Origin of the sequence: Nocardia aobensis NBRC 100429 (genome assembly GCF_000308375.1) — a bacterium.
In the GTDB taxonomy this organism is placed as follows: domain Bacteria; phylum Actinomycetota; class Actinomycetes; order Mycobacteriales; family Mycobacteriaceae; genus Nocardia; species Nocardia aobensis.
This window is the reverse complement of sequence record NZ_BAFQ01000016.1, coordinates 1-25,332: the sequence shown is the minus strand read 5'-3', so window position 1 is coordinate 25,332 and position 25,332 is coordinate 1. Positions and strand designations below refer to the sequence as shown.

Here is a 25,332-nt window from a genome sequence, read left to right as displayed (position 1 = left end):
CCTTCCGCTGTGGTGCCGATTCGACCTCCGTGACGGGTCCGCACCATTACTGTGAGCTGGGATTCTCCCAACTGAACTGACTTGACAGTCATGTCATGTTCGTGGATAGTTTGAGCCGTGCCGAAGTCATCTGTCAATAGCGCGCCCACCCCCGTCGACAATCTGACGCCGCGGGGGCGCAAGACACGCGACGCATTGCTGGACGCGGCGCGCAAGGTGTTCGAGACCGTCGGATTCCTCGATACGCGAGTGGAACAGATCAGCGAGGAGGCAGGCGTCTCCTACGGCACCTTCTACCGCTACTTCGAATCCAAGGACCATGTGTTCGGCGAGCTGAGCACGCGGTTGTTCGAAGATATGCACCGCCGCGAACCCGCGCCCGCGCAGCTCTCGCCGGCCGCCCGGCTCATCGCGGCCAACCGGTCCTATTACGCGGCCTACCGGCGCAACGCCCGGATGATGGCGATCGTGGAGCAGGTCGCGACCTTCAACGAAGAGTTCCGGCAGCTGCGCCACGAACATCGGCGCCGGCTCATCGATCGCACCGCGCAGGCGATCGCCCGCTGGCAGCGCGACGGGATGGTCCGCGCGTCGCTGGATCCGGAACTGGCCGCCCGGGCCATGTCCGCGATGGTCGACCACACGCTGTACCTGTGGCTGATCCAGGGCGAAGACGCCGATGAGCAGGCGTTGCTGGAAACCCTCGACCAGATGTCGGTCGGCGCACTCGGGCTCGACCCGGACGAGAAATAACGCATCCGTCCGGGGACACATCTCAGGAGGCAGTATGAGAACGGACCCACCGACCACCGCACATCCCGAAACGCACGACAGCGAAGCTGCGGCCGCGCGCGGGGCGGCCGGACCGCTCGACGGCTTCCGGGTGCTCGAGCTGGGGACGCTGATCGCGGGGCCGTACTGCGGACGCCTGCTCGGTGATATGGGGGCCGACGTCATCAAGATCGAAGCGCCGGATCGTCCCGACCCGCTTCGTGATTGGGGCCAGGCGGCCGGCGGCGGCCACCAGTACTTCTGGACCGTGCACGCCCGCAACAAGCGGTGTGTGAGTCTCGATCTGCGCGTTCCGGCGGGACGCGACATCTTCCTGGAATTGGCCCGCACGGCCGATGTCGTGGTGGAGAGTTTCCGGCCCGGCACGCTGGAGCGCTGGGGTATCGGCTACGACGTGCTCAGCGAGCTGAATCCGGGGCTGGTGCTGGCCCGCGTCTCCGGCTACGGGCAGACCGGGCCGTACGCGTCCCGGGCGGGTTACGCGTCGGTGGCCGAGGGCATCAGCGGGCTGCGCCACCTCAACGGATTCCCGGGACAGGCGCCGCCGCGGATGGCGTTGTCGCTGGGCGACAGCCTGGCCGGGCTGTTCGCCTTCCAGGGTGTGCTCGCCGCGCTGCTGGTGCGGGAGCGGACCGGGCGCGGGCAGGTGGTCGACGCGGCGCTGACCGAGGCGTCGCTGGCGATCCAGGAGTCCACGGTTCCGGATTTCCACAAGACCGGACATGTGCGCCAGCCCTCGGGCACCCGGCTGGACCGGGTGGCGCCGTCGAATCTGTACAAGGCCAAGGACGGGCTGTGGGTGATCATCGCGGCCAACCAGGACACCGTCTTCGGGCGGCTGGTCACCGCGATGGGCCGGCCCGAACTCGCTTCCGACCCACGGTATTCCACCCATTCCGCGCGGGGTGAACGGCAGGACGAACTCGACGAGATGATCGCGGCATGGGCCGGCGATTTCACCGCCGCCGATCTGATCGATCTGCTGAATCGGCACGGCGTGGTCGCGGGCCCGGTGAACACCGTCGCCGAGGTGATGGCGGATCCGCAGTTCACCGCCCGCGGCATCTTCGTCGACCACGTCGATCCGTCCGTCGGACGCGACGACGCCGGATACGATCCCGTCCCGGTCAAGGGTGTCGGCGTCGTGCCGCGGCTCAGCGCCACCGCCGGTGGCGTGCGCTGGGGTGGTCCGAGCCGGCCCGGCACGCATACCGACGAGGTACTGGGTGAGCTGCTCGGATACGACTCCGACCGGCTGGCCGGATTGCGCGGCGAAGGCACGATCGGATGACCGCCGTCGACATCCGCGAGGTGGGACCGCGCGACGGCCTGCAGATCGAGGAGCCGATTCCCACCGAAGCCAAACTCGCCTTCATCGACGCGCTCGTCGCCACCGGAGTGCGCCGGATCGAGGCCACCTCGTTCGTCTCACCGCGCGCCATCCCGGCGCTCGCCGACGCCGAAGCCGTTGCCGCGCAACTATATCGGTGGCCCGGCGTGGAGTTCTCCGCCCTGGTCGCCGGTCTCGGCGGGGTGGGGCGCGCCCTCGCCGCGGGTGTGCATCGGCTCGAATACGTCGTCTCGGCATCGGACGGGCACAGCCGGGCCAATGTGGGACGTGACAGCGCCGAATCGGTCGCGCTGATCGAGCCCATCGCCGAGCAGGTGCATGCGGCCGGCGGCCGGCTGGAGGTGATCGTCGCCATCGCCTTCGACTGCCCGTTCGACGGCCGTACCCCGCCGCAGCGGGTGGCCGAGATCGCCGCGCGGGCCGTGGCTTGCGGCGCCGATTCGCTCGCCGTCGCCGACACGGTGGGCACCGCCTCACCGGTCCGGACCGCCGACGTGATCGACCGGGTGCGGGCGGCGGCGCCCGATACCGAACTCGGCATCCATCTGCACGACACGCGTGGACAGGGGCTCGCCAACGCTTGGGCCGCCTACGAACACGGTGTGCGCCGATTCGACTCCGCCGCAGGCGGTCTCGGCGGATGCCCGTTCGCCCCCGGCGCGAGCGGCAATATCGCGACCGAGGAATTGGTCTATCTGTTCTCCGACGGCGGCATCGAGACCGGCATCGACATCGACCGGGCGCTCGACGCCGCCCGGCTCATCTCACGCCTGCTCGGCAAGCCGGTCGACAGCAATCTGCTCGCCGCGGGCGGTCGCCTGCGGCCCAGGAATGCGGCATCACACTGAGTCGCACGAGAATTACCCGGAGGTCCTTCGCATGGATGAACTGGCCGACCGCTTCTTCGCCGCGGTCAGCGCGGGCGATACCGCGGCCCTGACCGCGCTCTACGCGCCCGAGGCCCGGATCTGGCACAACGACACGAACGCCGAGGAGACCGTCGCGGACAATCTGCGGGTACTGCGCTGGCTGTCGCGCACCGTGGAAAACCTGCGGTACGAGGATATTCGGCGTTATGTGCTGCCGGACGGCTTCGCTCAGCAGCATGTCGTGCGCGGCCATCTGCCCGGCCACGGCGAGCTGGAGGTTCCCGCGAGCCTGTTCGTGCGTGTCCGGGACGGGCACATCACCAGGATCGACGAATACGTCGACTCGGCGGCGACGCAGCCGCTGCGCGAGGTGTCGGCGGCGAGCGGAGGTTACCGATGACGTCGCTCAACCGCCCGGAGGGCGAGATCGCCGAATTGTCCGCACGGATGCGCGCATTCATCGATACCGAGGTCGTTCCCGCGGAGTCGGCGCTGGCCCGCGAGGACGACACCGCACACGCCACCCTCGCCGGCTTGAAGGAGCGAGCGAAGGAACTCGGACTGTGGGCGCTGGGCCATCCGGCCGAACTCGGCGGCGGCGGTGTGCCGTTCCTCGACTTCGTCTATCTGAACGAGATCATCGGCCGCTCCGAATTCGGCATGCTGGCCGTCGGTTCGGTCTCCATGCAGGACACGCTCATGTTGTACCGGCACGGCACCGAGGAGCAGCGGGCGCGCTGGATTCCGCCGATGGTGTCCGGTGACATCCTGCCCTCGGTCGGTCTCACCGAACCCGAGGTCGCCGGATCCGACCCCACCTTGATCGCCACCGCCGCCGAGCTGGACGGCGACACGTGGGTCATCAACGGGCACAAGTGGTTCACCACCGGCGCCGCCCAGGCGGCGTACTGCACCGTCTTCGCCCGGACCGAACCCGAATCGGTGCCGCGGCACTCCCGGATCAGCGCGATCATCGTGCCGGCCGACACCCCGGGCTTCGAGATCGTCCGCTCCATCCCGACCATGGGCCACGATCCGAGCGATCACTACGAGGTGCGGCTCACCGATGTGCGGGTGCCGGCGGCGAACCTGCTGGGCGAACGCGGCCAGGGTTTCGTGGTGGCACAGGACCGCCTCGGTCCCGGCCGGATCTTCCACTGCATGCGCTGGCTCGGCCAGGCCCAGCGCGCCTACGAGCTGATGTGCGAGCGGGCGAATACCCGGTACGTGCACGGATCCCTACTCGCCGAGAAAGGCGAAATCCACCGGTACATCGCCGAATCCGCGGCCGAGATCCACGCGGCCCGGCTGATGACGCTCGACGCCGCTCGCGCCATGGATGCCGGTGAGGACTATCGGGTGCGGGTCGGGTTGATCAAATTCTGGGGTGCGCGGATGTTGCACGATGTGATCGATCGTGCCATCCAGGTACACGGGGCCCTCGGGCTGACCGCCGACACCCCGCTGGAGCGGATGTACCGGCAGGCCCGCTACGCCCGCGTCTACGACGGCCCCGACGAGGTCCATCGCATGTCGACCGCGCGCCGGTTGCTGCGCTCCCCCGACGCGGCGCCGTGGCTGTGAGCACGGAATCGGCTGCCGCCGAATCGGTTACGCTCACCGAGGGGGTTCGTGCGGTACTGGCGGACTCCCTCGGCACCTCGATCACCGATGTCGCGTTGCGGCAGTTCACCGGGGGCGCGAGCCGGCAGGTATACGCGGTCGAGGCCCGCGACGGCACCGGCGCCGCGGTGCGGGCGGTGCTGCGGCGGGACCCGCCCGGCCACGGCGATTCGGCGCGTATGCACGCCGAGGCAGTCTGTCTGCGGGCGGCCGGTGCTGCCGGAGTGCCGGTGCCCGCCGTCCTCGCGGACGGGGCGACCGCGCCCGGGATCGACGCCCCGTATCTGCTGATGGAGCGTGTCGACGGCGAGTCGATTCCCCGGAAACTGCAACGGGATCCGGCCTTCGCCGCGGTACGCGACCGGCTGGCCGGCGATCTCGGCTACGTCCTGGGGCTGATCCACCGCACCCCGTTGGACACCCTGGACATCCTCGACGATCACGATCCGCTCGACGCCCTCGAGCAGATCTATCGCGACCTGCACGATCCGCGGCCGGCGGTCGAGGCCGGACTGCGCTGGCTGCGCGAACATCGGCCCGTCGAACGCCCGAAGGCGTTGGTGCACGGGGACTTCCGGCTGGGAAACTTTCTGATCCGGCCGGACGGCGTGCGCGCGGTGCTGGACTGGGAGCTGGCCCACCTCGGCAATCCGATCGAGGATCTGGGCTGGTTGTGTGTGCGAGCCTGGCGGTTCGGCGCCGAGGCGCCGGTGGGCGGGCTGGGCAGTCGGCAGCAACTCCTGGACGGTTACGAACGGTCCGCGGGTTACCGGCCCACCGCGGCGGAACTGCACTGGTGGGAAGCATTCGGCACGCTGAAATGGCTGGTGCTCAGCCGCTTTCAGGCGCAGCGGCATCTCAGTGGGGGCGAACGCTCGCTCGAACTCGCCGCGATCGGGCGCCGGGTCTGCGAATCGGAATACGATCTGCTCACCGTCCTGGACCTGCTCGACGACACCGTGCCGACTCCTTCGCCCTCGGAAACGCCTGCGACCGTGCACGATCGGCCGCACCCCGCCGAAATCATGGAACTGATCGCCGAAACGCTCACCGCGGAGATCGGGCCCGCACTCCCGGCGGAGCAATCACGCGCGCGCTACCTCCTTCGGGTCTGCGCGAATCTGCTCGGCATCGCCGCGCGCGAATCGGCCGCCGGCCCCGCCGCCACCGACGCGGTGCACGGTCATCTGGCGGCGCTGGGCTGCGAGTCCGAGGCGGATCTGGCCGCGCGGCTGCGCTCCGGCGCGGTGTCGTATACCGACGAGGCCGTGCGCCGGGCGATCTCCGCCGCGGTCCTGGCCCGCCTGCGGATCGCGAATCCGCGCCACCTGAGGTAATCGCACCACGGCGGCGATCAGCCGTTTCGGGGTACGACCATGGAAATCCAGCGTCGTCGGGAAACGCGAAGCGGCGGCCCGGTGGCGACGTATCAGCGTCACCACCGGACCGCCGGGTCCGGCACGGATCAGGAGAACTGTTCGCGGAGATCGCGTTTGAGAATTTTGCCGGTGACGTTCTTGGGGAGCGCATCGACGAATTCCACTCGCCGCGGCACCTGGAACCCGCCCAGGTGTTCGCGACAACCGGCGATGATGTCGTCGGCCGTGGCGGTCGTCCCGTCGCGCAGGACGACCACCGCGCACACCACCTCGCCCCAGGTGTCGTCCCGGACGCCGATCGCGGCGGCCTCGGCGACCTGCGGGTTCCGGTACAGCGCCTGTTCGACCGTCAGCGAGGCGACATTCTCACCGCCGCTGATGATCAGATCCTTCTTCCGATCGACGATGTAGACGAAGCCCTCCTCGTCCTGGCGGACCATATCGCCGGTGCGGAACCAGCCGTCGGTGAACGACTCCGCGGTGGCCCGGGGATCGTTCCAGTAGCCGACGGTCACCTGATCCGCGCGCACCACCATCTCGCCGATCTGCCCCCGCGCGACATCGGCGAAATCCTCGTCGACGATGCGAATATCCGCCAGCCGCATCGGTTTTCCCGCCGAGGCGAGCAGATGGGTCTCCCCGCGCGCCGCCCGCCGGTGCGCCTGTTCGTCCAGATGCAGGACGTTGCCGGCGAGTTCGGTCATCCCCATGCCCTGGTAGAAATCGCAGCCGAACCGCTCCAGTCCCGCACGCAGCACCGCGGACGGAATGGCGGAGGAGCCGTAGCCGATCGCCTGCAGCGTCTTCAGCGAATGTCGCTCCAACGCCGGATCCTGCAGCAGGAAGTTGATCATCGTGGGAGCCAGGCCGGTCTGGGTCACCTGCCATTCGTCGACCAGCCGCAGGAAGGTCGCGTTGTCGTAGGCGCGCAGGATGCCCACGGTGGCGCCGATCAGGTGATTGACCAGCACCACGTAACCGCCGACGTGGCACAGCGGGAAGCAGAACAGGAATACCGTCTCCTCGGCGACGGTCCACTGCAGAGCCGAAGAGGTCACGCCCGCGAGCAGATTGCGATGCGAGACCATGACGCCCTTCGGCGTGCCGGTCGTCCCGCTGGTGTAGACCAGCCACGCCACATCGTCGGGATCGGGACGGTAGACAGGCGCCGCGGCCGACGCCGCGCCGACGAACTCGTCCCATCCGAGCGTGCCCGGTGCGGCGCCGATCGACACCACCGTGGTCACCGACGGGATCCGGTCACGGATGCGGTCCACCAGGTCGGCGAATTCCGCGGCGACGATCAGCACCCGAGCACCGGAATGCTCGATCAGGCCGACGAGCTGATCCTCGTGCAACCGGAAGTTGAGGATCGTCAACGCCATTCCCGCCATCGGAACGCCGTAGTAGCACTCCAGATACTGCGGGCAGTTCGCCGACAGGATCGCCACCCGGTCACCCGGCTCGGCCACGCCGAGCAGCGCGTTCGCGAGGCGGCGACAGCCGTCACGCAATTGCCGGTAATCGATCACCTCCTGCTCGAAGCGCACCGCGATCCGATCGGGATGTTTACGCGCCCCGTATTCGACGATGTCACCGATCAGCATCTGTCCGAACTCCTTGCCGATTCGAAATCCATGGCAGGTGCGCCCTTCTCACCGGATCGCGAGCGGGTTGATCGGTGAGCCGACGCCGCGCGTGAACTGCAGGGGCGGCCCGGCGTAGAAGAAGTCCCAGCGCCCGTCGCCCGCGCAGGCCTGCGCCAGATCCTCGAAGTCGAGCATTTCCGCGAGGGTCAGGCCCATATCGCGGATGAGCACCATATGCAGTTCGAACGCGGTTCCCGGATGTTCGCCGGGCATCACCTCGACCGCCCAGTTGTCGGAGCCGACGACGGCGACGTCCTTGTCGCGCAGCCAGGTCGCGCACGCCAGGCTCAGACCCGGCTCACCGGCCATGAAGGCGTGCGGATCACCGTCGGTGAGGAATTTCTTGCGCCAGCCCGTGCGGATCAACAGGATGTCACCGGCGCCGACATCCACGCCCTGCGCGGCCGCGACGGCGTCGAGTTCGTCGGGGCCGATCGCGGTTCCGGCCTCGAGCCAGTCCACGCCGCGATGACGAGCCACGTCCAGCAGCACGCCGCGCCCGGCGATACCGCCGGACTGAGTGTGGATACCGCATTTGTCGGCGCCCTTGACCGTCACTCCGGAGCCGGGGTGGCCGTTGTACAGCTCGTCGTCGTAGTGCACGTGCGCCAGCGAGTCGTACTGGGAACCGGCCTGCAGCGGCATGAAGACGAAATCGTCGGCCCATTTGAAACCGCCGGGAAGTACCTGTTCCTGGCCGTTCTCCGACATCAACCGGATCGGATTGATGCGCGCACCACCGGGCTGCGGACCGTCACCGTCGAGCGGGATACCGAGTTTGAAGGTCTCACCGGTGCGAATCAGCGCCGCGGCGGCCACCACCCGCTCCGGCGTGATCAGATTCGTGGTTCCGCGCTCGTCGTCGGTCCCCCACCGACCCCAATTGCTGACCTTCCGGCCCAGCGCGCGCATCTCGGGAACTTCGGGCACCGTTGCCTCCTGAACTATTTATGACGTGACAGTCATGTCAACTTCGTGCCGCAAGTGTGTCCGACAGCACTTTCGGTGTCAATAGGCGGATGTCAGCTTCGCGCCGATCGCAGCCGGGGGCGACTTCCGGACCAGGCGGGACGGCGGTACCCCGGACCGCGCGGGCGGGCCGGACACCGCGAGACGCGATAGCGCGCAGCTATACAAGTAAGGGCGCCCACGCACTGCGGCCCAATATTCGAGACGATGCGGTTTCACTTCACACCAATAATTCAACGGTCGGATGGGCGGCCGGCGATTCGCCAGTGACGCCCGAGATTCGCTGCTCTGCAACAGCTTTCATGAAGTAGGCACGTCGCAGCGGTTGAGCCACAGGAATCGCGACAGGAACACCCCCATTGACAACGGTCGATTTCCGAAACCACACAGTTGATTTCGGCCGTATTGACGTGCGAGGGTGATTGGGTTCACACTACCAACGAGTAACCGGACGACGGTGTCCGGTTTGGTAGAAGGGGACTCCTGGTGAAACGAGGACGCGCAGTCCTGCAGATCGCGACCGCCGTCGCGGCCATGTCATTGCTTGTCGGCTCCGCGACCGGTCTCGCACCGAGTGCGCGTGCGGCATCCGATTCGTTCTACGAGTACACGGGCGCGGCGCCGCTGTCCTCGATCGCCCCGGGAACCGTGTTGCAGACCCGCACGATGCCGTACCACTTCGCCGGCATCCCGACGCCCGTCACGGCGGTGCAGTTGCAGTACCGCACGACCGACGCCCAGCAGCGCCCGGCCGTGAACGTCACCTCCGTACTCCTGCCGCCGACCGGCGTCGATCCCGCGAAAGCCGTTGCCTACCAGTCCTTCTACGATTCGCTGAATCCCGAGGACGGGCCGTCGCGGTCGGTGGCGGGCAATGTGTCCTTCGGCGGGGCGGTGAACAATGTGGAAGGTCAGCTGGTCGCGCCCCTGCTGGCCCAGGGCTACACGATCATCGTCGCCGACACCGAGGGCCAGGCGGCCGACTTCGCCGCCGGTCCCGAATACGGGATGAACACCCTGGACTCGATCCGGGCGGCCACCCACTCGGCGCAGATCGGGCTGAACGAGCAGACCCGCGTCGCGCTGTTCGGATATTCCGGCGGCGCGATCGCCACCAACTGGGCCGCGGCCCTGGCGCCGGTCTACGCCCCGGACGTCGACCGGCAGCTGGTCGGGGCGGCGGAGGGTGGCGTTCTGGTCAACCCCGCGCGCAACCTGCGCTACATCGACGGCAGCTTCGGCTGGGCCGGAGTGGCGGCGATGGCGGTGATCGGCATCGGCCGCTCCTACGACATCGACTTCTCGCCCTATATGAGCCCGTTCGGCGCAGAGATCCTGAACAAGATGCAATACGCGTCCATCGCCAACGTGCTGTTCCAGTACCCGGGCCTGACCTGGGCGCAGATGGTCAAACCGGAGTACGCCGATCCCAACAGCGTGGCGCCGTTCGTCGAGGCGGTGCGCAAGGTCGACCTCGGACTGGCACCGACGCCGACGATTCCGATGCTCATCGGGCAGGGCGCCAACGGCGTGCTGGAAGGGACCGACAACGGTAAGCCGGTGTCCGGGCCGGGTGACGGCGTGATGGTCGCCGGCGATGTCCGCAGCCTGGCCCGGCAGTACTGCGATACCGGGAACTCCGCGATCCTGTACAGGCAGTACGACCTGCTCAGCCACACCCCCTCGACCATCGCGTGGCTGCCGGAGGCCCTGCTGTGGCTCAACGACCGGTTCGCGGGCCGGCCGGCGCCGGCCAACTGCGGCGCCATCGCTCCGGGCAACTCGCTGGACCCGGTGATCTGAGTCCGCGCGGACCTATGCGAAGAGGCCCCGCGGTACGCGGGGCCTCTTCCGTTTCACCGGACCGGTTTCGCCCGAAAGACGAAGCGGCTCAGGAGATTCGCTCGATGATGGTGACGTTGGCCGTGCCGCCGCCCTCGCAGATGGTGAGCAGGCCGTAGCGGCCGTTCACGCGCTCGAGCTCGTTGAGCAGGGTGGCGAACAGCTTCGCGCCGGTGGCACCGAGCGGATGTCCGAGGGCGATCGCGCCGCCGTGCACGTTCACCTTGTCGGGGTTCGCGCCGGTCTCCTTCAGCCAGGCCAGCACCACCGAGGCGAAGGCCTCGTTGATCTCGACGACGTCGATATCGTCGATGGTCAGCCCGGTCTGCTCCAACGCCCACTTGGTCGCCGGGATCGGCGCGGTGAGCATGTAGATCGGGTCGGCGCCGCGGGCGCTGACGTGGTGGATGCGAGCGCGCGGCTTCAGTCCGTATTCGGCGACGGCCCAGTCGGAGGCCAGCAGGGTGGCACTGGCGCCGTCGGAGATCTGGCTGGCGACCGCGGCGGTCAGGCGGCTGCCCTCGCTGAGCGGCTTGAGTCCCGCCATCTTCTCCAGGCTGGTCTCGCGCGGTCCCTCGTCGATCCAGAAGTCGCCGACCGGCACGATCTCGCGATCGAAGGCGCCCTCGGCGATGGCCTTGCGGGCGCGCTCGTGGCTGCGAAGTGCCCAGCGCTCCATGTCTTCCCGGCTGATGTCCCACTTCTCGGCGATCAGCTGCGCGCCGTTGAACTGCGAGACCTCACCGGTGCCGTAGCGGTGGTCCCAGCCCTTGGCGCCGACGAACGGCGAGTCGAAACCGTATTCCTTACCGGCCAGCATGGCGGCCGAGATCGGGATCGCGCTCATGTTCTGCACGCCACCGGCGACGATCACCTCGGCGGTGCCGCTCATGATGGCCTGCGCGCCGAAATTGATCGCCTGCTGGCTGGATCCGCACTGGCGGTCCACCGTGGTACCGGGGACCTCCTCCGGATATCCGGCCGCCAGCCAGGCTGTCCGGGCGATGTTGCCGGCCTGCGGGCCGATGGCGTCGACACAGCCGAAGATCACATCGTCGACATTGCCGGGGTCGATGGCGTTGCGGCCCAGCAAGCCCTGCAGTGCCGCCGCGCCGAGATCGGCGGGATGCACCCCGGCCAGCGCACCGCCGCGCTTACCGATCGGCGTCCGCACGGCATCGATGACGTAGGCCTCGCGCACCGGTGCGTACCGGCGGCGATCGGACGGTGTGGACATGTAACGCTCCTATTCGGATGTGCCGGATTCGGCGCCGGATTGCGATGCTCCGGAATGGACTGCGCCGGAACGGTTCTCGGGGTTGGTGAGCCCATCGAGCACGATGGTCAGATACTGCTTGGCGAGGGTGTCCGCGGTGATGCGGCCGCCGGGCTGATACCAGCGCACCGCCACCCACACGGTGTCGCGCAGGAAGCGGAAGGCGAGTTCGACATCGAGTTCGGGACGGAAGCTGCCGTCGCGCACGCCCTCGGTGAGCACATTGCGCCACAGCTCCCGGAATTCCCGGTTGTACTCCGCGATGTAGTCGAAACGCGGTGTGTCACTGAGCCTTTTGGCCTCGGCCTGATAGATCGCGACCGCCGAATGCCAGCGGTCGAACGATTCACAGGACGCGATGACCAGCGCCTCGAGGGTGGCTCGCGGCGAGAGGTTGGAGGCGACGATCTCGCGGTAGCGGCCGAACAGATCGTCGAGGAAGCCGCGCAGGATCTCGTCCACCATCGCCTCTTTCGAGTCGAAGTGGTGGTAGAGACTGCCGGATAGAATCCCCGCCGCATCGGCGATATCGCGGACCGTGGTCGCACGCAGGCCGCGCTCGGCGAACAGGCCGGCGGCCAGGCCGAGCAACTCGTTGCGGCGTGCGGATTTGGAGGCCTCGGATGCGGTCACTCGGCCATAATACAACCAAGCATTTGCTTGGTCCATGGTGGTGGCTCACCGAATGGAATAGCGCAGCGGCGAGGACATCGACAGATCGGCGAGCAACCGATCGCAGATCTCGGGCGGCGGGATTCCGGCCCGTTTCATCCGGGCCACCAGCGCGAGCCGCCGCTCACAGCTGTCCCATTCCACGAGCAGCGGTCCCCGGCCGGGTCCCGCGTCCACGGTCGCCATCGCCCGCGGTGGGCCGCCGGGTTCCGGAATCTCGCTGAGTTTGAGCACGATGCCGCGCCGCCACGCCAGATAGGTGTCGCGGTCGGCGGCGCCCTCCAATTTGCCGGTGGCCGCGGCCAGCCCCCGATCGATGCCGTCGGCGAAGGCGAGGCGATCGAATCGGAACCGGCGGCAGCGCCGCACCACCTCCAGCAGATCGGCGCGCACCTCGCACAGCAGGGCGGTCTGCTGCCGCCGCCGCTCCCCGCCGGGATCGGCCTCCCCCGGGCCGCAGCCGGCGCCGATGCGCCGCACCCGGCGCCGATCGCGGGCCATATCCGCACGCAGAGCGGCACGCGGATCACGCGCCACCTCGGCCTCGTCCACCTCGTGCTCGCGCAGGATCTGCGCGGCACGCGTCGCGGTCGCGCGCGCACCGGCGTGATCGAGCAATTCGGCGCCGAGGGTGAGCGCGGCGAGCACGATCTCGTCCTGCCGCCGCCGCGCGAGCACCACCTCGCGGATCAACTCGAGTTCCAGTACGTCGTTGTCTTCCTGTCGACCGTCCAGACCCATGGGTCGTGGTCCCTTCGAACTGTGGGAACCGGACGTTTTCAGGATCGCACAGCTAGGGGCAGGTGGCGCCACCCAATTTCCGCACCGACCCCACCAAGGACGACCCCGAGAGGTCGGTGCGCCCACATGGGTTTCGGCCCAAGGGGCCGAAACCCCGCCGGAGCGGAGCGGAGGCCAAAAACTCAAGCGCGCTGGCTGCTCACCGAGACGACTTCGCCCGTCATATAGGAGGTGTAGTCGCTGGCGAGCATCGCGATGGTGGCCGCGACCTCCCACGGCTCGGCGGCCCGACCGAACGCCTCGCCCGCGGCCAGCCGGTCGAGCAGTTCGGTGGAGCTCACCTTGTCCAGGAACGGGTGGCGGGCGATGCTCGGCGCGACGGCGTTGATCCGCACGCCCAGTTCCGCGGCCTCCACGGCGCTGCAGCGGGTCAATGCCATGACACCGGCCTTGGCGGCGGCGTAGTGGGCCTGGCCGTGCTGTGCCCGCCAGCCGAGCACGCTGGCGTTGTTGACGATCACGCCGCCGTGCCCGGCGGTGCGGAAGTAGTTCAGCGCGGCGCGGGTGCAGCGGAAGGTGCCGTTCAAGGTGATGTCGAGGACGCGGTCCCACTGTTCGTCGGTCATGTCGACGACCGGTGTCTCACCGCCCAGGCCGGCGTTGTTGACCATGATGTCGATGCGGCCCAGCCGCTGCGCCGCGGACCGGATCAGTTCGTCGACCTGTTCGGTGCTGGTCACATCGCAGACCACCGAGGTGACCTTGCGCTGCGGGAATTCCGCGGCCAACTCCTCCTCGGTCTGCTTCAGCCGGCGTTCGTGCCAGTCGGAGACCACCACGTCGGCGCCCTCGTCGAGCATGCGGCGCGCGGTGGCCGATCCGATACCCGTACCGGCGGCGGCGGTGATCACGGCGACCCGGCCGGCGAGCAGCCCGTGACCGGAGACCGGCTGGGGCGGAACCGAGAGATCAGGCACTTGTAGGTCCTTCCTTACGACCGAATATCGGCTTCGGCCAATGGTTTCCGGCCGGCTGTCCGGCCGGGCGGAGTGGTCAGCGGGCTTCCCGGGGCAGGCCGAGCACGCGTTCGGAGATGATGTTGCGCTGCACCTCGTTCGAGCCGCCGTAGATCGTGTCGGCGCGGGTGAACAGATAGAGGCGCTGCCATTGGTTCAGGTCGTCCGCGGGATGCGGATCGAGGGCGGATCCGGTGCCGCCGACCGGAGGCCGGGCGACCAGGCCTTCGGCGCCCAGCACGTCCATGGCCAGGTCGCCGAGGCCGCGATGCCAGTTGGCCCACAACAACTTCGAGACCGAGGCCTGGCCCGCGGCGGTGCGGGCGTCGACGTTCTGATGCGCCGATTCCAGGGTCCGCAGGGCGTGGGCGCGCAGGACGCGCAATCCCACCCAGGCCTGGTCGATGCGCTCGGCCAGCGACGGGTCCTCCAGCGCGCCATTGGCTTTCGCCACCGCTTCCAGATTCGACAGTTCGCGCGCGAAGCGGATCTGCTGGCCGACGGTGGAGATGCCGCGCTCGAAGGTCAGGGTGCCCATGGCGACCCGCCAGCCTTCACCTGGCTCGCCCACCACCAGGTCGGCGGCGGTGCGGGCGTTGTCGAAGAACACCTCGTTGAATTCGGCGGTTCCGGTGAGCTGGATGATCGGGCGCACCTCGATACCGGGCTGTTTCATCGGCACCAGCAGATAGGACAGGCCGTGGTGGCGGGTCGAGCCGGGTTCGGTGCGGGCGATGACGAAGCACCAGTCCGACAGATGCGCCAGCGAGGTCCAGATCTTCTGGCCGTTGATCGACCATTCGTCACCGTCGAGCCGCGCGCTGGTCGACACGTTCGCCAGGTCCGAACCGGCCCCGGGCTCGGAATATCCCTGACACCATAGTTCGGTGACCGAGCGGATGCCGGGCAGGAAGCGCTGTTTCTGCTCCTCGGTGCCGAAGGCGAGCAGGGTCGGGCCGAGCAGCTCCTCCCCCAGGTGTGAGACGCGCGCCGGGGCGTTCGCACTCGCGTATTCCTCGTGGAAGATCACCTGCTGGCGCAGGGTCGCCGCCCGGCCGCCGTACTCGACCGGCCAGCCCAGGCAGGTCAGCCCCGCCGCGGCGAGGTGGCGGTCCCATTCCAGCCGCTCGTCGAAGGCTTCGTGCTCGCTTCCGGGCCCGCCGAGCCCGCGCAGCTCGCGGAACTGTCCGTTCAGATTCTCGGCCAGCCATTCCCGCACTTCGGTGCGGAATTCCTGGTCGGCTGCGTTTTCCGTACCGGGGGCCGCCGCGGGGGAGGCATCCGCACCGGCGGCGGAATCGGGGGTCTGGATCGCACTCACTCCGGTAGAGTAACCTACCAAGCACTTGCTTTGTAGGGCGGTGAGCCCTGCAGCGCGAATCGACCGACGGACCGAGCCGTCACCACGCCGGAGAAGCCGGCTGCTCGGCCCGTCGACCAGCGTGTAGAAGACGAGGACGACGTGACACCCCCTGTGCAGACCACCCCTCTCGCCCTGCACGAAGCCGCGCGCATCCACGGCGATGCGCCGGCGGTGAGCGACGGCGAGGTGCAGCTGAGCTGGGCGCAACTACTCGACGCCGTGCGGGAGACGGCCGGGGCGCTGATCGCGCGCGGAATCCAGCGCGGCGATCGAATCGCGATCTGGGCGCCCAACACCTGGCACTGGGTGGTGGCCGCGCTGGCCACGCACTACACCGGCGCCGCGCTGGTCCCGCTCAACACCCGCTACGTCGCCGACGAGGCCGCCGATGTGATCGCCCGAGTGGACGCGAAGGCACTGTTCATCGCCGATCCGTTCCTGGGCCGGCAGCGCCTCGCGGAATTGCGCGCCGCCGCACCGGATTTGGCCGTCGGAACGGTCATCGTCGTTCCGGCCGAGGGCGAGTCGGCCTACGACGACGCCATCGCCTGGTCGCAACTCGCCGAACTGGCCGCGCAGACGCCGGTGGAGAAGGTGATCGCCCGCGCGGAATCGGTCGAGCCCGACGACATCGCCGACATCCTGTTCACCTCCGGCACCACCGGCCGCAGCAAGGGCACGCTGGTCGCCCAGCGCCAGGCGCTCGATGTGGTGCGCGCCTGGGTGCAGCGGTCGACACTGAACAGTTCCGATCGCTATCTGGTGATCCCGCCGTTCTTCCACAACTTCGGTTACAAGGCGGCGATCCTGGCCTGCCTGGTCACCGGCGCGACCATCGTCCCGCAGGCGACCTTCGACGTGCCGCAGACGATGCGGATGGTGCAGGAACAGGCCATCACCGTATTGACCGGCCCGCCGACGATCTACCAGACCATCCTGGAACATCCCGCCCGCGCCGATTTCGATCTGAGCAGCCTGCGGGTGGCGGTCACCGGCGCGGCGACCGTACCGGTGGTGCTGGTCGAAAGAATGCGCAGCGAACTGGAATTCGAGGTGGTCGTCACCGCCTACGGCCTCTCGGAATCCTCCGGCTTCGGCACCATGTGCCTGCCCGACGACGATCCCGAGACCATCGCCAACACCTCCGGTGCCGCCATGGCCGGATTCGAGGTGCGCATCGGCGATCACGGCGAGGTGTTGCTGCGTGGGCCGAACGTGATGGTCGGCTACCTCGACGATCCCGAGGCCACCGCCAAGACCATCGACGCCGAGGGCTGGTTGCACACCGGCGACGTCGGCATCCTCGACGAGCGCGGATATCTCAAGATCACCGACCGGCTCAAGGACATGTACATCTCCGGCGGCTTCAACGTCTACCCGGCCGAGATCGAACAGACCCTCGCCCGGCTCGACGGCGTCGCCGAATCCGCCGTGATCGGGGTGCCGGACGAGCGGATGGGCGAGGTCGGCAAGGCCTACATCGTGCGCCGGGCGGGCGCCGACCTGTCCGACGACGACGTCATCGCCTACGCGAAGAAGACCCTGGCCAATTTCAAGGTGCCGCGATTCGTGGAGTTCCGGGACCGGCTGCCCTACAGCGCCGCCGGAAAGGTGCTCAAGCGGCAACTACGTGAGGAGATCTCGTGACCACAGACGCAACCCCCGCGCCGATTCCGGACGAGGGCGAGGTCGTCACCTACGAGCGCCGCGGTCCGATCGCCCTGGTCACGATGAACCGGCCTGACTACCGCAACGCCCAGAATTCGGTGATGACCTACGCACTCGACGCCGCCTTCACCCGCGCGGTCGAGGACGCCGAGGTCAAGGTGATCATCCTGGCGGGCAGCGGAAAACACTTCAGCGCGGGGCACGACATCGGCACGCCCGGACGCGATCATCACATCGAATACGACAACAAGGCCGCGCTGTGGTGGGACCACGTCGACCGGCCCGGCGGCGATCAGCGCTTCGCCCGGGAGCTCGAGGTCTACCTCGGCATGTGCCGGCGCTGGCGCGAGATCCCCAAGCCCACCATCGCGATGGTGCAGGGCGCCTGCATCGCCGGTGCGATGATGCTGGCGTGGGTGTGCGACCTGATCGTCGCCGCCGACGACGCGTTCTTCTCCGATCCGGTTGTGCGGATGGGCATTCCGGGCGTCGAGTACTTCGCGCACCCGTGGGTGCTGGGACCGCGGCGGGCCAAGGAGGTGCTGTTCACCGGTGATCGGTTCAGCGCCGAGCAGGCCTACGAATGGGGCATGGTCAACCGGGTCGTGCCGCGCGCCGAGCTGGAATCGCACACCCTCGAACTGGCCGAGAAGATCGCCACCATGCCGCAATTCGGCCTGGCGCTCACCAAGAAGGCCGTCAACCAGTGCGAGGACCTGATGGGCATGCGCGCCGGCATGGACTCGGTCTTCGGCCTGCACCACTTCGCCCACGCCCACAACGCCGAGGTCGGCACCGACTCGCTGGCCGGTATGACCGCCAAGTCGATGAAGGCCGCTGTGTCCGATGGCGGTGGTCGAGGGCCCTCCGTGGTTACGCAGGCTGCCGCCTCCGGGCCTGATTCGACCACCGCAACCACAGCAACGACCGCAGAACGGAGCGGCAAGTAGATGGATCTCGAACTCGATTCGGCCGCAGCGCAATTCCAGCTCGAAGTACGGGAATTCCTGCGCGCGAACGTCCCCGCCGAACCGCTGCCGTCGATGGACACCCGGGAGGGTTTCGAGGCGCATCGGGCCTGGGAGCACACCCTCGCCGAGGCGCGGCTCTCGGTGGTGTCGTGGCAGCGCGAATACGGCGGGCGTGACGCCTCGCTGCTCGAGTGGGTGCTGTTCGAGGAGGAGTACTACGCCGCGGGCGCGCCCGGGCGGGTGAGCCAGAACGGCATCTTCCTGCTGGCCCCCACCCTGTTCGAACACGGCACGCCCGAACAGCTCGAGCGCATTCTGCCGAGAATGGCTCGCGCCGACGACATCTGGGCGCAGGCGTGGTCGGAACCGGAGGCCGGTAGCGACCTGGCGGGCATTCGCTCCAGCGCGAAGCGGGTCGAGGGCGGCTGGGTACTCAACGGGCAGAAGACGTGGAGTTCGCGAGCCTCGTTCGCGGACTGGGCCTTCGGCCTGTTCCGCAGCGATCCGGAGGCGGAGCGGCACAAGGGCCTCACCTATGTGATGTTCCCGCTGTCGGCCGACGGTGTGACTGTTCGGCCCATCCCGCAGCTCGACGGCGAGCCCGGTTTCGCGGAGATCTTCCTGGACAACGTCTTCGTCCCCGATCGCGACGTGATCGGCGAACCGGGCGCGGGCTGGCGGGTGGCGATGAGCACCTCCAGCAACGAGCGCGGCCTCTCGCTGCGCAGCCCCGGCCGCTTCAACGCCACGGCCGCGCGCTTGATCGAGCTGTGGCGCGAGACCGCCGATCCGGCCGACACCGCGGCCCGCAATCGTGTGGTCGACGCGTGGATCGGCGCGGAGGCCTACCGGCTCAACACGCTCGGCACCGTGACCCGGTTGTCGGAGGGCGGCAAACTCGGCGCGGAATCGTCGATCAACAAGGTCTTCTGGTCCGAACTCGATATCGCGATGCACGAGACCGCCCTGGATCTGCTCGGCGCCTCCGCAGAGCACAGCAGCGCCTGGACCGACGGCTACCTGTTCTCGCTGGCGGGCCCGATCTACGCCGGTACCAACGAGATTCAGCGCAATATCGTCGCCGAGCGCCTGCTCGGGCTACCGCGTTGAGATCCGCCATGTGCCATCCCGCCTCCCCGCGCCGCACCCTTGAATGGACCCAACGATGAGATTTGCACTGTCCCCCGAACAACGCGACTTCGCCGACAGCCTGCGCAAGATGTGCGATGCCGCGGGTACGCCCGCCGTCATCCGCAACTGGAACGGCGGCGGCGCCCGCGGCGGCCGGGCACTGATCCGGCAGTTGGCCGGCGCCGGCGCGCTGGGCCTGGCCGTTGCCGAGGAATACGACGGGATGGGCGCCGAGACCATCGACCTGGTGGTGGCGTGCCGGGAATTCGGCCGGGCCGCGGTACCGGGACCGGTGATCGAGACCGCCGCGGTGATTCCGGCGCTGTTGCAGGCCCTCGATGATTCCGGCCCGGCGCGGCGCTGGCTGCCCGGCTTCGCCGAGGGTGAATCGCTCGGCACCATCGCGCTCTCGCCGCAGACGCCCGCTCTCGACGCCGATTCCGCCGACGTGGTGCTGGTCGTGGACGGTGACAAGCTGTGCACGGCTCGCCGCGGCGACCGGATCGAATCGGTGGACGCGGCGCGGCGGCTCTACTCGGTGAACCCGGACGAGGTTGTGGCGCAAGGTGATTCGGTGCTCGCGGCGGCCGAGACGGCGTTCGACGCCGGTGCGCTGGCGGCCGCGGCGCAACTGCTGGGCGCGGGTAACGCGATGCTGGCCACCAGCGTCGCCTATGTGATCCAGCGGCATCAGTTCGGGCAGCCGATCGGGCGCTATCAGGCCATCAAACACCACCTGGCCGACGCGAAGATCGGCCTCGACATGGCCGAACCGCTGCTGTACCGCGCGGCGCTGAGCTTCGATACCGCCGACCGCGCCCGCGATGTCTCGGCGGCCAAATTCGCCTGCGCGGAGGCCGCGTACCGGACGGCACGGATCGCCCTGCAGGTGCACGGCGCCATCGGCTACACGTCCGAATGCGATCTGTCGCTGTGGCTGACAAAGGTGACCGCGCTCCGATCCGCCTGGGGCACCGCCGATTTCCATCGCGCCCGGGTCGCCGCGGCGCTGCGTACGCCGGTGGCGGCCGGCGCGTGAACCACCGATACGACGAGACGGGAGTACGGCGATGACCGATACCGCGGAACTGCAGGAATTGGCCGCGACCGTCCGCGCCGTCCTCACCCGCCACGGCGACCGGGCCGCCCTGCGGCAGGCGATCGACAGCGAACTCGGCTACGACGAGCGGTTGTGGCAACTGCTGTGCGAGCAGGTGGGTGTGGCCGCGCTGGCGATTCCGGAGGAGTACGGCGGCGTCGGGGCCGACCTCGATACGGCGCTGGTGGTGCTCGAGGAACTCGGGCGCACGCTGCACAACCCGCCGATGCTCGGGTCGGCGGTGCTCGGCGTCCAGGCGCTGCTCGCGACGGGTGATGCCGATGCGGCGCAACGATTGCTGCCCGGTGTCGCCGAGGGTACCCGGACGCTCGCGGTGTGCTGGGCGGACGACAAGGGCTGGGCCACGGGGGCACACGCAAACGCGGCGGCGGAATACGCCGTGCGGGCGGACGGCGGCACCCTGACAGGAACGGCGCACTACGTCCTGGACGGCGTCAATGCCGACACCCTGCTGGTGGTGACGGCCGACGGGCTCTACGAAATCGATGCCACCGCAGCGGGAGTCACCCGCACCGTCGTCCGGACCATGGATCCGACCCGGCGCCTGAGCACCGTCGCCTTCGACGGCGCGGCGGCCACCCGGCTGGGCGGTGATGCGGATGCGATCACGGCCCGCCTGCGCGCGGTCGCCTGGGCCGCCCTGGCCGCCGAACAGGTCGGCGCGGCCGATCAATGCCTCGACCTGACCGTGGAGTACAGCAAGTCGCGCGTGCAGTTCGGCCGCGCGATCGGCAGTTTCCAGGCACTCAAGCACCGCATGGCCGATATGTACGTGCTGGTGGAGTCGGCCCGCTCGGCCGCGTACGCCGCGATCGCGGATCTCGATCGACCGGTGTCCGCCGAGACGACGCTCGACCTCGAGTCGGCGCGCATCCACTGCTCGCACGCGTTCCGTTCGGTGGTGTCGGAGACCGTGCAGATGCACGGTGGTATCGCCATCACCTGGGAGCACGACGCGCATCTGTTCTTCAAGCGGGCGCACGGCGATGCCGAACTGTTCGGAATGCCGGGACGGCCGCTCGCCCGACCCGCCTGACAATCCACGCGGCCGCGCTCGCGTACTCCGACCCCGCGCCCCTACGGTCGCGGGGTCGAGTCGTGTTCGCGACCCGGCCGTCCGACTCTGCCACCACTGTCGCCGACCTGCCGAAACGAGCTGTGCGCGACGTCACGCGGAAATAGATAGTTAGGCTATGTACATACATAGTTAGCTTATGTAACATAATTCTCGTGCAGTCGAACGAGTCGCCCACCCTCCCCGATCCGGTCCGGAGCTCGGTCTCCGCCCCGGATCCGGCCGAGGTGCTCATGGTCGACATCGCCGTCACCGCCGCGCGGCTCACTCGACTGGCAGGCACGCTGGGAACCCGAGCGCTCCCGCGTGCGATGGTGCGGGCGCTGTCCACGCTCGAAGAGCACGGTCCGCTGCGAATCAGCGAATTCGCGGAGATCGACGGTTGCTCCCAGCCCTCGGCAACGGCGCTGATCGGCCGGCTGACAGCCGCCGGACTCGCGGCCCGCACCAAAGACCCCGACGACTCCAGAGCAGTGGTCGTCGAGCTGACGCCGGCGGGACGCGAACAGCTGTCCGTGTCCCGTCGCGCGTTCGGCACCGCCCTCGCGGCCCGGTTGCCCGACTTCGGCATCGACCGGCTCAGCCACCTCGAAAGTGAGCTGACCGATCTCCTCGAAGCCCTGAAATCGGCTGCACCACACACTGTCTCGAAGTAGGAGCGTTGATGAGCACCACTCTCTCATCACCGACCGCGACCGAGGCGACGACCACTCCGAAGACCAAGCAGCCCAAATCGGTATGGGCAGTAGCTTTCGCCTCGGTCATCGCCTTCATGGGTATCGGCCTGGTGGATCCGATCCTGAAACCGATCGGCGAACAACTGCACGCGTCACCCTCTCAGGTCACCCTGCTGTTCACCAGTTACATGCTGGTCACCGGTGTCGCGATGCTGATCACCGGCGTGGTGTCGAGCCGTTTCGGCGCCAAGAAGACGCTGCTCGCCGGCCTGGCCATCATCGTCGTGTTCGCCGCGCTGGCCGGATCGTCGGGCACGGTCGGGCAGATCGTCGGGTTCCGCGCCGGATGGGGACTGGGTAACGCGCTGTTCATCGCGACCGCGTTGGCCACCATCGTGGGCGCGGCCAGCGGCGGGGTCGCCCGCGCCATCATCCTGTACGAGGCGGCACTGGGCATCGGTATCGCCGCCGGACCGCTGGTCGGCGGGTTCCTGGGCGGATTCAGCTGGCGCGCACCGTTCTTCGGCGTCGCCGTCCTGATGGCGGTCGCGTTCGTCGCGATCGTCGTGCTGCTGCCGGAGATGCCGAAACCGGCCCACCACACCTCGATCACGGCCCCGTTCAAGGCTTTACGACACCGCGGACTGTTGCTCGTCAGCATCACCGCGCTGCTCTACAACTACGGCTTCTTCACGCTGCTGGCCTACACCCCGTTCCCGCTGAACATGGGTACCTATTCGATCGGGTTCATCTTCTTCGGCTGGGGTCTGCTGCTGGCGCTGGCGTCGGTGGTGTTCGCGCCGCGACTGCAGCGCATGTTCGGCACCGTCCCGATGATCGCGACCGCGCTGGCGCTGTTCGCCGCCGATCTGGCCGCCATGGCGATCTGGGCCGACCACAAGCCCGTGCTGATCGTGGGCACCGTACTGGCGGGCCTGTTCCTCGGCGTGAACAACACCCTCATCACCGAGGCCGTGATGATCTCCGCCCCGGTGGAACGCTCCACCGCATCGGCCGCCTACAGCTTCGTCCGCTTCGTCGGTGGCGCCGCCGCCCCGTATCTGGCCGGCAAGCTCGGCGAACATCAGATGGCCCTCCCGTTCTGGGTCGGCGCCGCGTGTACCGCGGTCGGCGTGCTGGTACTGCTCGGCGGCCGGTCGGCCCTGTCCCACGTGGACGACCACGACCCGGCCGAACACAGCCCGGCCGAAGCCGAAGCGATCACCGTCGGCGACGACTGACCGAACTCGTCGTCGCGGGCGACCCACCCCCTCGCCCCGACGGCACCCTCCGCTGCGGTACCCCTTCTCTGACCGCAACGGCGGTGAGCCGGAATCCCCTCGCGAAACCCGCAGGGGATTCCGGCCTTTTCCTGTCCACGGCCAGTTGTCGCTCGTGCGTCGGGTAGCGGTGAACAAATCGTGCAAACCCAGCCGTTCTGGGCAGTTTCCTCGCATTTCCGCCAAGGTTTGCACGAAAAGTTCGGGCACATCGCTGCGGGCCGGTGCCCCGTCGACCACTCACCCGGGGTTGTCACCTTCCGCGCGTACCGTGGTGAGATGACCGAGACGAATCGGGGGCGGGTACGGACCGAGGCGGGGCATCGGCGGATTCGGGCCTATGTGGACGGGCAGGTCGTCGCGGATACCATCCGTCCGCTGCTGGTCTGGGAGAGTCCCTACTATCCCACCTACTATGTGCCGGCCGAGGACGTTCGCGCGGAACTGGTCGCGACCGGATCGACCAAACATTCCACCAGTCGCGGCGAGGGCGACATCTACGACGTGGTGATCGGCGGAAGCACCAGACCTGCTGCGGCCCTTCGCTATCCGGAGTCGCCGATCCCGGAGTTGCGCGAGCACATCCGCTTGGACTGGGAACAGATGGACCGGTGGTTCGAGGAGGACGAGCCGATCTACGTCCATCCGCGCAATCCCTATACGCGCGTCGACATCCTCGCCAGTTCCCGCACGGTGCGGGTGGAGATCGGCGGAGAGGTTGTGGCGGAATCGAATTCGCCGCACATTCTCTACGAGACCGGTCTCGTCCCGCGCTATTACCTGCCGCTGACCGATGTGCGGATGGATCTGCTCACGCCCTCGGCCACCACGACGAGCTGCCCCTACAAGGGCACCGCCGAGTACTACAACATCCGCGTCGGCGACACCGACTATCCCGACCTGGTCTGGTACTACCGCACGCCCCTGCCGGAGAGTCAGAAGGTCGCCGGGCTGGTCTGCTTCTACAACGAGAAGGTCGAGCTGTACGTGGACGGGGTCCGGCAGGAACACTCGACCCCGTTCAGCTGAATCACGGCGCTACCTCCGGCCCAGCGGCACAGGGTTTTCCGGACGCATTCGGCCTCCTCACACCGCGAGGACGGGCGGCAACTCCTCGGCGCGGCGATAACGCCCGGGCGCGAGGGTGTACTCGCGCTTGAACGCCTTGGCGAAGGCGAATTCGGAGCCGTAGCCGACCCGGTGCGCGATCGCCGCGATCGGCAGGTCCGTCTCGCGCAGCAGGCGTGCGGCGGTGAGCATGCGCCAGCGGGTCAGATACGCCAGCGGCGCTTCACCCACGGTCGCGGCGAATCGGCGGGCCAGGGTGGCGCGAGATACTCCCGCCATCGCGCTCAGCTCGGGCACGGTCCAGGCTCGCGCGGGGTCGGTGTGGATGGCGCGCAGCGCGGCCGACACCGCCGGATCGGCGAAAGCGCCAGCCCACCCCGAGGTTTCGGCCTGCTCGTACCAGGAGCGCAGGACGAACAACAGCAGCGTATCCAGCAGCGCGGGTACGGCGGCATCGGTGCCCGGCCGCGGTTCGGTGAGCTCGCCGACGAGCAGATCCACCGCGGCACGCAGGGCCGGGGAGCGGTCCGGATCGGCGGGTAGATGGAGGAAGTCGGGCAATTGGTCCAGCAGCGGATGACGACGACTTCGACTGACCTCGTATGCCCCGCACAACAGGGTGGTCCGCGATCCCGGCCCGGTAATCTCACGCGGCTCTCCGGGAGTCGCCACCTCGGTGATCGCACTGTGCGGACTGTCCGCGATCACATGCGCGGCACCACGGGGCATGAACAACACATCGCCGGGCCCCATCCGCACCGGCTCCGAATCCGGTGCCAGCAACCAGCATTCGCCCTGCA

23 protein-coding genes are annotated in these 25,332 nt (G+C 68.4%); 15 read left to right on the top strand and 8 right to left on the bottom strand.

From position 1 onward, the window contains the following. Positions 1 to 117: 117 nt before the first annotated feature. From RJ03_RS02520 to RJ03_RS02495, 6 genes are read left to right on the top strand one after another with little or no spacing between them, the layout of a single operon-like run. The gene (locus RJ03_RS02520) at positions 118 to 753 is read left to right on the top strand and encodes a TetR/AcrR family transcriptional regulator (protein WP_036497616.1); all 636 of its coding nucleotides are present in this window, start codon (positions 118 to 120) and stop codon (positions 751 to 753) included. A gap of 34 nt (positions 754 to 787) precedes the next feature. Further along, positions 788 to 2,083 carry a CaiB/BaiF CoA transferase family protein gene (locus RJ03_RS02515; RefSeq protein ID WP_083870560.1) on the top strand — a complete coding sequence of 432 codons (1,296 nt, stop codon included), beginning with the start codon at positions 788 to 790 and terminating at the stop codon, positions 2,081 to 2,083. Next, a complete protein-coding gene (locus RJ03_RS02510) occupies positions 2,080 to 2,991 on the top strand; it encodes a hydroxymethylglutaryl-CoA lyase (protein ID WP_036497614.1) in 912 nt (303 codons plus the stop codon). The genes RJ03_RS02515 and RJ03_RS02510 overlap by 4 nt, the downstream gene beginning before the upstream one ends. Positions 2,992 to 3,022: 31 nt before the next feature. Further along, positions 3,023 to 3,412, top strand: a complete 390-nt coding sequence (locus tag RJ03_RS02505; RefSeq protein ID WP_036497613.1) for a nuclear transport factor 2 family protein — start codon at positions 3,023 to 3,025, stop codon at positions 3,410 to 3,412. Continuing rightward, positions 3,409 to 4,596 carry an acyl-CoA dehydrogenase family protein gene (locus tag RJ03_RS02500; protein ID WP_174372250.1) on the top strand — a complete coding sequence of 396 codons (1,188 nt, stop codon included), beginning with the start codon at positions 3,409 to 3,411 and terminating at the stop codon, positions 4,594 to 4,596. Before RJ03_RS02505 ends, RJ03_RS02500 begins: the two co-directional genes overlap by 4 nt. Beyond that, positions 4,593 to 5,972, top strand: a complete 1,380-nt coding sequence (locus RJ03_RS02495) for a phosphotransferase family protein (RefSeq protein WP_036497611.1) — start codon at positions 4,593 to 4,595, stop codon at positions 5,970 to 5,972. The genes RJ03_RS02500 and RJ03_RS02495 overlap by 4 nt, the downstream gene beginning before the upstream one ends. Before the next feature lie 128 nt (positions 5,973 to 6,100). Here the strand turns inward: RJ03_RS02495 and RJ03_RS02490 are convergent, their stop codons facing one another. Both RJ03_RS02490 and RJ03_RS02485 read right to left on the bottom strand, forming a co-directional pair. Continuing rightward, positions 6,101 to 7,621 (bottom strand): long-chain-fatty-acid--CoA ligase, encoded by a 1,521-nt coding sequence (locus tag RJ03_RS02490; protein ID WP_036497609.1) that lies wholly within the window; start codon positions 7,619 to 7,621, stop codon positions 6,101 to 6,103. A gap of 48 nt (positions 7,622 to 7,669) precedes the next feature. Beyond that, on the bottom strand, positions 7,670 to 8,575 hold the full coding sequence (locus RJ03_RS02485; protein WP_036497607.1) for a cyclase family protein: 906 nt from the start codon (positions 8,573 to 8,575) through the stop codon (positions 7,670 to 7,672). 543 nt (positions 8,576 to 9,118) lie between these two features. Between RJ03_RS02485 and RJ03_RS02480 the strand changes: the two genes are divergently transcribed. Further along, positions 9,119 to 10,435 (top strand): lipase family protein, encoded by a 1,317-nt coding sequence (locus RJ03_RS02480; protein WP_373281664.1) that lies wholly within the window; start codon positions 9,119 to 9,121, stop codon positions 10,433 to 10,435. A gap of 88 nt (positions 10,436 to 10,523) precedes the next feature. Here RJ03_RS02480 and RJ03_RS02475 read toward each other — a convergent pair whose 3' ends face one another. The 5 genes from RJ03_RS02475 to RJ03_RS02455 all read right to left on the bottom strand — a co-directional run bounded on the left by RJ03_RS02475 (position 10,524) and on the right by RJ03_RS02455 (position 15,398). Further along, entirely contained in the window at positions 10,524 to 11,675 is a 1,152-nt protein-coding gene (locus tag RJ03_RS02475) for an acetyl-CoA C-acetyltransferase (protein WP_036497620.1), read from the bottom strand. A 45-nt stretch (positions 11,676 to 11,720) separates the two neighbouring features. Then, positions 11,721 to 12,383 carry a TetR/AcrR family transcriptional regulator gene (locus RJ03_RS02470; protein ID WP_036497604.1) on the bottom strand — a complete coding sequence of 221 codons (663 nt, stop codon included), beginning with the start codon at positions 12,381 to 12,383 and terminating at the stop codon, positions 11,721 to 11,723. 45 nt (positions 12,384 to 12,428) lie between these two features. Further along, the gene (locus tag RJ03_RS02465; protein ID WP_036497603.1) at positions 12,429 to 13,163 is read right to left on the bottom strand and encodes a hypothetical protein; all 735 of its coding nucleotides are present in this window, start codon (positions 13,161 to 13,163) and stop codon (positions 12,429 to 12,431) included. Between the two features lie 182 nt (positions 13,164 to 13,345). Then, positions 13,346 to 14,140 carry an SDR family oxidoreductase gene (locus RJ03_RS02460; RefSeq protein WP_036497601.1) on the bottom strand — a complete coding sequence of 265 codons (795 nt, stop codon included), beginning with the start codon at positions 14,138 to 14,140 and terminating at the stop codon, positions 13,346 to 13,348. A 76-nt stretch (positions 14,141 to 14,216) separates the two neighbouring features. Further along, positions 14,217 to 15,398: an acyl-CoA dehydrogenase family protein gene (locus tag RJ03_RS02455; RefSeq protein WP_036497619.1), complete on the bottom strand. Its 1,182-nt coding sequence runs from the start codon at positions 15,396 to 15,398 to the stop codon at positions 14,217 to 14,219. Positions 15,399 to 15,641: 243 nt separating this feature from the next. Between RJ03_RS02455 and RJ03_RS02450 the strand changes: the two genes are divergently transcribed. From RJ03_RS02450 to RJ03_RS02415, 8 genes are all read left to right on the top strand, one after another. Next, on the top strand, positions 15,642 to 17,189 hold the full coding sequence (locus RJ03_RS02450) for a FadD3 family acyl-CoA ligase (protein ID WP_036497599.1): 1,548 nt from the start codon (positions 15,642 to 15,644) through the stop codon (positions 17,187 to 17,189). Continuing rightward, entirely contained in the window at positions 17,186 to 18,160 is a 975-nt protein-coding gene (locus RJ03_RS02445; protein WP_373281663.1) for an enoyl-CoA hydratase, read from the top strand. The genes RJ03_RS02450 and RJ03_RS02445 overlap by 4 nt, the downstream gene beginning before the upstream one ends. Continuing rightward, positions 18,161 to 19,291: an acyl-CoA dehydrogenase family protein gene (locus RJ03_RS02440; protein WP_036497597.1), complete on the top strand. Its 1,131-nt coding sequence runs from the start codon at positions 18,161 to 18,163 to the stop codon at positions 19,289 to 19,291. Between the two features lie 55 nt (positions 19,292 to 19,346). After that, positions 19,347 to 20,351: an acyl-CoA dehydrogenase family protein gene (locus RJ03_RS02435; protein WP_036497596.1), complete on the top strand. Its 1,005-nt coding sequence runs from the start codon at positions 19,347 to 19,349 to the stop codon at positions 20,349 to 20,351. Between the two features lie 31 nt (positions 20,352 to 20,382). After that, positions 20,383 to 21,468: an acyl-CoA dehydrogenase family protein gene (locus RJ03_RS02430; protein ID WP_036497594.1), complete on the top strand. Its 1,086-nt coding sequence runs from the start codon at positions 20,383 to 20,385 to the stop codon at positions 21,466 to 21,468. Positions 21,469 to 21,662: 194 nt separating this feature from the next. After that, positions 21,663 to 22,163, top strand: coding sequence for a MarR family winged helix-turn-helix transcriptional regulator (locus RJ03_RS02425; protein WP_232329515.1), 501 nt, complete (start codon positions 21,663 to 21,665; stop codon positions 22,161 to 22,163). 8 nt (positions 22,164 to 22,171) lie between these two features. Continuing rightward, positions 22,172 to 23,425, top strand: coding sequence for an MFS transporter (locus RJ03_RS02420; protein WP_036497593.1), 1,254 nt, complete (start codon positions 22,172 to 22,174; stop codon positions 23,423 to 23,425). Positions 23,426 to 23,743: 318 nt separating this feature from the next. Then, positions 23,744 to 24,493 (top strand): DUF427 domain-containing protein, encoded by a 750-nt coding sequence (locus tag RJ03_RS02415; RefSeq protein ID WP_036497592.1) that lies wholly within the window; start codon positions 23,744 to 23,746, stop codon positions 24,491 to 24,493. A 57-nt stretch (positions 24,494 to 24,550) separates the two neighbouring features. Here the strand turns inward: RJ03_RS02415 and RJ03_RS02410 are convergent. Further along, the coding region (locus RJ03_RS02410) for an AraC family transcriptional regulator (protein ID WP_036497590.1) at positions 24,551 to 25,332 on the bottom strand (782 nt) is incomplete at its 5' end.